Annotated in this window: 2 protein-coding genes and 1 pseudogene; all 3 read left to right on the top strand. The window is 37.8% G+C overall.

All coding sequences use genetic code 11. From position 1 onward, the window contains the following. A partial coding sequence (locus ACFINW_RS09075; RefSeq protein ID WP_375612590.1) for a YadA-like family protein occupies window positions 1-276 on the top strand: 276 nt, incomplete at its 5' end. 1,104 nt (window positions 277-1,380) lie between these two features. After that, window positions 1,381-4,953: a YadA-like family protein gene (locus tag ACFINW_RS09080; RefSeq protein ID WP_375674216.1), complete on the top strand. Its 3,573-nt coding sequence runs from the start codon at window positions 1,381-1,383 to the stop codon at window positions 4,951-4,953. Between the two features lie 1,155 nt (window positions 4,954-6,108). After that, window positions 6,109-7,535: pseudogene (locus ACFINW_RS09085) on the top strand (hypothetical protein); the annotation flags it as partial.

Raw genomic sequence — 7,535 nt, forward strand, 5'->3', positions numbered from 1 at the left:
ATGAAGTTTGAGACATTGAATTATGCTATTCAGGATGTTCGGAAAGAAGCAAGACAAGCTGCTGCTATTGGTCTAGCAGTATCTAATTTAAGCTATGACGATACACCGGGAAAATTAAGTTTTTCACTTGGTACGGGTGTATGGCGCAGTCAATCTGCACTTGCTATTGGTGCTGGTTATATGTCTGAAAATGGAAGATTTCGCTCTAACGTATCTGCAACGAGTGCTGGGGGACATTGGGGTGTAGGTGCTGGATTTAGGGTAACACTGAATTAACAATAGAAAATTCGAAATAAATTTTCCTTCTCTTATCAAATGAGTTACATGTGCCATTTAAAGAGAAGGAAAGTTATTTTCATCATAAATGAATAGCAATAGAAGATAAGGGCGTATTTCGAGTAAAAATATATTTTTTGTGAAATTTTATATGAAAAAATCATTTATCACCTCCAAAAGGAATTATTTGAGTAATCGATATTTATTTTTAAGAGAGTTTTGCCTTCTTGTCTCATCAGACAAGGGTAAAAATTTTATAAGAAGTGATATTTTACACAGAAATTCATAGAGTAGTATACTTGTAAAGTTTTATAAAATATATTCTGTAATAATAATCTTAGAGGGACTAATTTTAGTTACAGTGAAACATTTTAACAAAAAAACTACAAATGCAGAGGGATGTTTTCATATAAATTAACAGAGTACGTGTAACCGCACAATATTTGAAAACTACACAGTTTATAATTTTATAATAGAAATATCCACGAGGAGTATTCTTAAAGAAATAAAAAGTCTCATTTCTTCCTTGCTATTTTTTAATAATCTGTATAGAGTACGAAAAATTAATTAAAAGAAACTAGAAATCTTTTCGCAAAGCGGGGTGCGGTAAGTTATGGCAAAATTACAAAATCACAATTATCTGATCTCAAAGAGCTTTAAGAGATATAAATATAAAACTCAGGAATATCTCGCTTATTTTCACGCCAAAAGCGCAATAACCCTACAAAAAACGCTCTAAATTACTCAACAAACAGCTTAACTCCCTTCCGCAATAAACATTTTATTGCCTCTTAAACACACAACCCCTAATAATAGTACACAAATATGTTTTTTCTACACTTTTTTCACCTTTCTTCACCTTTAAATTTAAAGGCTCTGCTGAAGAAAAACACCCCTCCTTAAAGGGGGATAAATAAAAACCACATTAATTGGACTATCGATCAACGTCGACTTCTATCTCATTGATATCTTAGATAGTCCTCTTCCGCATTATGACAACCCTAATCTTTTATAAAACAAGAAAAAACAATCTCTGGAGCTTAGTAGCACCGGAATATGTCTTTTTGATGTTTTAAATATCTTTTTTTACTTAGAGGATTTATTATGAAAAAAATATATACCACACCACACACGCTAGCAGTGAGTAATTTAAAAAATTCTTGCTCGTCTTATCGATTACCTTTTATTAAAACGCTTTCATTAGTGTCAGTAGCTGTCTTTTTATCAAATGCTTCTCCTGTTTTTGCTTGTGATCTTTGGGGTAATGTAGCACAGTATTTTGGCGGAGGTGCAAATATACGTAAAAGTATTGCGCCAACCTATATAATTAGCGGTGGTGTCTATAGAGATGTTGGCTCTGCGTTTGAAAAGGTAAATAGAGAGTTCCAAGGTGTTTATCAGCAGTTTCAGATAATCTCGTCCAATCATCTTGTTCAGCAAAATTCTGCAGGGACTATTACAGTTGGTGCGACCAAAGGCGGCACTGTAGTAGACTTTACAAATAATTCTCGTGCAGCGCGGGTTCTTACTGGTGTTGCTGATGCTGCGCTTAGTCCAACATCGAATCAAGCAGTCAATGGTTCCCAGCTTTATAAATTGGGCTCTGCGATTGCGAAATCTTTTGGTGGTGGTGCTGGATATGATTGCTATGGAGAATGGATAGTTCCTACTTTTACGGTTAACGTCGTTGGGGAAAGTGGTAAGGGAACTGTAAAGCACTATAAAAATGTTGCGGATGCATTTACTGGCGTGGGTGATTCTTTTGTAAATCTTAATAAAAAGGTTGAAAATTTATTCCTTAGTGCGATCGGGGATCAATTTGTTCGCCAAAATTCTGCAGGGGTTATTACAATTGGTGCAAACAAAGATGGCGCTGTAGTAGACTTTACAAATGCTTATCGTGAGGCGCGGGTTATTACTGGTGTTCGTGATGGTGCAGTTAATCTAGTATCGGAGCAAGCGGTCAATGGTTCCCAGCTTTATAAATTGGGCATTGTGGCTATGAAGTCCTTTGGTGGTGGTGCTGACTATCAAGATGGAAACTTGCGTTCGCCTACTTTTACGGTTAAGGTTTTTGATAAGGATGGTAATGGAACTGAAAAGGACTATCATAATGTCGCGGATGCATTTACTGGCGTAAATAGTTCTTTCACGAATCTTGATAAAAAGATCGAAAATATAGTCATTAATGCGGCAGGTGAAAGTCTTGTTAAGCAAGATGCTACATCAGGACTTATTACCATTGGTGGAAAAGTAAGTGGGACTAAGGTAAGTATTGCAAATATTGATAATGCGGTGCGGACTCTTTCGGGTGTTGGCGCTGGTTCGATTGCAGCAACTTCAACTGATGCGATAAATGGTTCTCAGCTTTATTCCATGAGCAATGTAGTTGCAGGCTACTTTGGTGGTGGTGCTGGCTATAAAGATGGAAACTGGAGTGCTCCTACTTTTACGGTTAAGGTCTTTGATAAGGATGGTAAGGGAGCTGAAGAGAACTATACAAATGTTGCTGATGCATTTACTGGCGTAAATAGTTCTTTCACGAATCTTGATAAAAAGATTGAGAATATAGTTATTAATGCGGCAGGTGATAGTCTTGTTAAGCAAGATGCGGCATCAGGACTTATTACCATTGGTGGCAAAGTAAGTGGAGCTAGGGTAAGTATTGCGAATATTGATAACGCGGTGCGGACTCTTTCTGGTGTTAATGCTGGTTCGATTACAGCAACATCGACTGATGCGATAAATGGCTCTCAATTTTATTCCATGAGCAATCGAGTTGCTAGCTATTTTAGTGATAATGCTGGATATGATGAAGGTGGAAACTGGCGTGCCCCTACTTTTACGGTTAAAGTCTTTGATCAGAATGGTAGTGGGACTGAAAATAACTATGAAAATGTTGCCGATGCACTTACTGGCGTAAGCAGTTCTTTTACAAATCTTAATAAAAAGATCGAAAGTGTGACAGGTGATAGTTTTATTAAACAAAATAGCGCTGGGCTTATTACGATTGGTGGAAGCAAAGGTGGCGATAGAATAGATATTGCAAACAGCATTAATGCCTCACGAATTCTCTCTGGTGTTAGGGGCGGTGCTTTTAATAAAGACTCGACCGAAGCAATAAATGGTGGTCAACTTTATCGTATGACTCAGGCATTTGCGAGTTATTTTGGCGGTGGTGCTGGGGTTAATGAAAAAGGAAAATGGGTACCTCCTACTTTTACAGTTAAAGCCTTTGATAAGGATGGTAATGAGACTGAAAATACGTATACGAGCGTTGCGGATGCCTTTGCTGGCGTTAATAGTGCTTTCACAACTTTGAATCATGAGATTGTTGAGATAAAGAAAACCGGTTCTGGTGAAAAAACTAAGCCATCTCAAAATGGTGATAATATTTCAGACGACTTTCCTTTTATGAGAAGCGCATCTGTAAAAAGATCGTCTCGCGCCCTAGGTGATGTGAAGGCTCCAACTACGGTAACTATTGCTGCTAAGTCACCATTAACTCAAGTAAGTTTTATGGATGCTAATGGTAAAAGTCGGCGTCTTTTTGACATTTCTGCTGGTGATATTTCTGTTAACTCAAGCGATGCAATCAATGGTGCACAGCTCTATTCGATAAGCAACCAGATTGCTGCTTATTTTGGTGGTGGTTCTGGGTATCAAAATGGAGAATGGAGCGCTCCTACTTTTACAGTTAAAGCCTTTGATGAGAAGGGTAATGAGACTGAGATAAAATATAGCAGTGTCGCGGATGCCTTTGCTGGTGTTAATAATGCTGTCACAACTTTGAATCATCAGATTACTAAGATAAAGGACAGCAATATTGTCAAGCCAATGAATATACCATCTCAAAATGGTGATAATATTTCAGACGGCTTTCCTTTTATGAGAAGCGCATCTGCGAAAAGCTCATCTGCTGCTAGATCACCATTAGCTAATGAAGAAAAGGGAGCGTATGACGTTAGTCGTAAAGGAGTAGCGAGTAAGATTACTAATGTAGAAAACGGTGTTGTAGACGACACTTCTCAAGACGACATCAGTGAAAGCCAATTTGAGCGCGTTAGCCAAAGGGTTAGCAGTCTTGAAGAGAAGGCAAAAGATTTTGATCAGAAAGTAGACAAAATCGACCAAGAAATGCTCTACGTCGTTAAGTATGATAAAGATGAAGCGGGTCATAAGACCAATAAGATCTCTTTAGTAGGTGCTGATGGAAGTCAACCGGTCGTGATTGATAATGTAGGAGATGGCAGAGTTGAAGCAGGTTCTAAGAGAGCAGTAAATGGTAATGAGGTGTATGATTTCACTCAACAGCAGATGAAGAGTGTTCTTGATGATGCGCACGAGTATACGAATAAGGAGGTCGGTAGTGCAAGAAACGAGGCAAAATTCTATACTGATATGAAGTTTGAAGCATTAAGTTATGATATTAAGAATGTGCGCAAGGAGGCAAGGCAAGCTGCAGCGATTGGTTTAGCAGTGTCTAACTTACGTTACTTCGATGATCCAGGTTCTTTGAGTGTTTCATTTGCTGGCGGTTTGTGGCGTGGCCAATCTGCCTTTGCGATTGGTGCAGGTTATACCTCTGAAGATGGCAAGATTCGTTCTAATCTATCAGCAACCAGTGCCGGAGGTCAGTGGGGCGTAGGTGGTGGAATAACTCTGAAATTAAAATAACACCAGAGAATACAAAAAACGACAATTTAACCAAAATTTCGCCCTTGTCTCATTAGGCAAGGGCGAAATTTTTTATTATAGAGAAGTAATATTTTACATAAAAAGTTATAATTATAACTCTCATAACAATATGCTCTACAGTACTCATCTTAGTGAGGCTGATTTTAGTGAGAAGTGAATCAATTTAACCAAAATTTTACAAATTCAGAGTAATATCTGCATATAAATTACTAGAGTGCGTAATTGCACAGCATTTTAAAAGTGTACGTTCTATAATTTCACTGATAGAAAATATCCATTGGGGGGATATGTTTAAAAAATCAAAAATCACATTTTATTATTTTGTTTATTTGCTCTGTACACAAACAGTAGCCGCAATTATGAGTAAGACTCATTTTGTTCAAAAGGGAACAACTCAAACAAGCTATGAAGCAGAATCTCTAGCCTATAAAGTATGTAATAAAGCTATGAATTTTAAAATCATAAAGATATTGCACGATTACATAAACGAGAAAGACTCATTCTGTTAAAATAATAAAACTCATTTTCTTCTTGCTATTCTTCTTAATAGTCTATAAAAGAGTAAATGAGTCCCCAATAAGACTCATTCTAGTAAAAACAGAATAAATTTCTCGCAAAGGGAGGTGCGATGAATTATGAAAAAATCACACAACTACCATAACTGTATTTTAAGCTCTTCAAAGAAAAAGTTCTTAAGCGCTGAAAGTGCACCGCTTACCCTTACGGTAAAAGCGCAATAACCTCATAAAAACACTCTAAACTACTCACCAAACAAACCAAACCTCTAACAATAAAAACTTTATTGCTTTTTAAGCACACAAAATAAGTTCTTTTATTTCAAAAAATATAAACCACGTATCTAACAGTAGCGCGCAAATATGTCTCTTTTATGTCGATTTCATCTTTCTCCCCATCCTCAAATTCATAAACTTTGTTGCAAGAAAACACCCTACTTAAAAGCGAGAAAAATCAAAACCTTAACCTTACCGAAGTTCTAACCACCGCTGTCGACCTCTGCGACAAACCCCAAACTTTATAAAGAACAAGGAAATACCATACCCCTAAATCACCTTTAGCGCTGAAATGTGTCTTTTTAATGTTCTAAATATATGTTTTTTACTTGGAGAATTTGTTATGAAAAAATTATATACCACACCAAAAACGCTAGTGGTGAGTGATTTTAAAAATTCTTGCTCGCTTTATCGATTGCTTTTTATGAAAGCGCTTTCAGTGGCTTCGGTGATTATCCTTTTATCACATGTTTCTCCTGTTTCTGCTGCTACTCAGATTTTTAATAACATATCAAACGATTTTAGTGGTGGTACAAATGTGCTTAAAGGTATTCCGCTATCCTATAGAGTTGGCAGCAAACTGTATAGAGATATTGACATTAACACTACATCTATGGGGAGTGAAGATACCTTCAAAAACTTAAGATCTAACATTAAATTTGAGATTAAAGTTGCTTTGGATACTGCATTTGCGGGGATGGAAGGTTTTAAGGAAGGTTCTAAGAACGTAGCGGATGCATTTTCTAGTATTAATTTCACAAGTTGGAATCGTCAGCTTACTGAGATAAAGGAAAACCCTGCTATTGGGGAGAAACAAAAAAATCCATCGCAAGGTGATGATCGGCATGAGAGTGCAGACAACGTTCCTTTTATGAGAAGCTCATCTCGTGCTAGAGATGGAAATGCGATAACTATTGGTGCTGATACACCACACACTCAAATAGATTTTACGAATAATAAAGGTGAAGCACGGACTCTTTTGGGTGTTGCTGCTGGTGATCTTTCAAAAAACTCAACCGAGGCAGTAAATGGTTCCCAGCTTTATACGTTAGGCACTGGGGTTGCAAAATCTTTAGGTGGTAAAGCTAAGTATGAGAATGGCACATGGACAGCTCCGACTTACGAGATCTCTAATGTTTCTGCAGATGGTGATGTGGGAAAGACGAGCTTCAATGATGTTGGTAGCGCCTTTGCGGGTCTTGATACGAGTGTCAAGAATGTGAACACTCATCTGTCTAATGAGGTTAAAAAGTTTGAGGATAAACTAAGTAATATTACTCAAGCGGTTAATGGTGATGCTTTATTATGGAGCGACACTGCACATGCCTTTGTAGCGACGCATGGGGACAGTAAAGAGAACAACAAGATAACGTCTCTTAAAAATGGAGATATTAGTGGAACTTCAACGGATGCCGTAGCGGGTAACCAGCTATATGCCCTAGGGAGCGATGTTGCGAAGTCTTTAGGTGGAGGAGCTAAGTATGAGGATGGCAAATGGAGCAAACCTAAGTTCACGGTTAAAACAGTAAAATCTGATGGAACTGAGAGTGAGGAGAGCTATACAGATGTGGCTTCAGCGTTTGCCGGTGTAGGAACTTCTTTCACGGATTTACATAAAGAGATTACCAATGAAATTACCACTGCTCAAGCTGACGCCTTGTTGTGGGATAAGTCTAAAGGTGCGTTTGTAGCAACGCATGGGGACAGTAAAGAGAACAGCAAGATAACGTCTCTTAAAAATGGCGACATTAGTAGAACGTCAACGGATGC

The sequence above is a fragment of the Bartonella sp. AA18HLJMS genome, from assembly GCF_042197245.1.
GTDB lineage: Bacteria > Pseudomonadota > Alphaproteobacteria > Rhizobiales > Rhizobiaceae > Bartonella.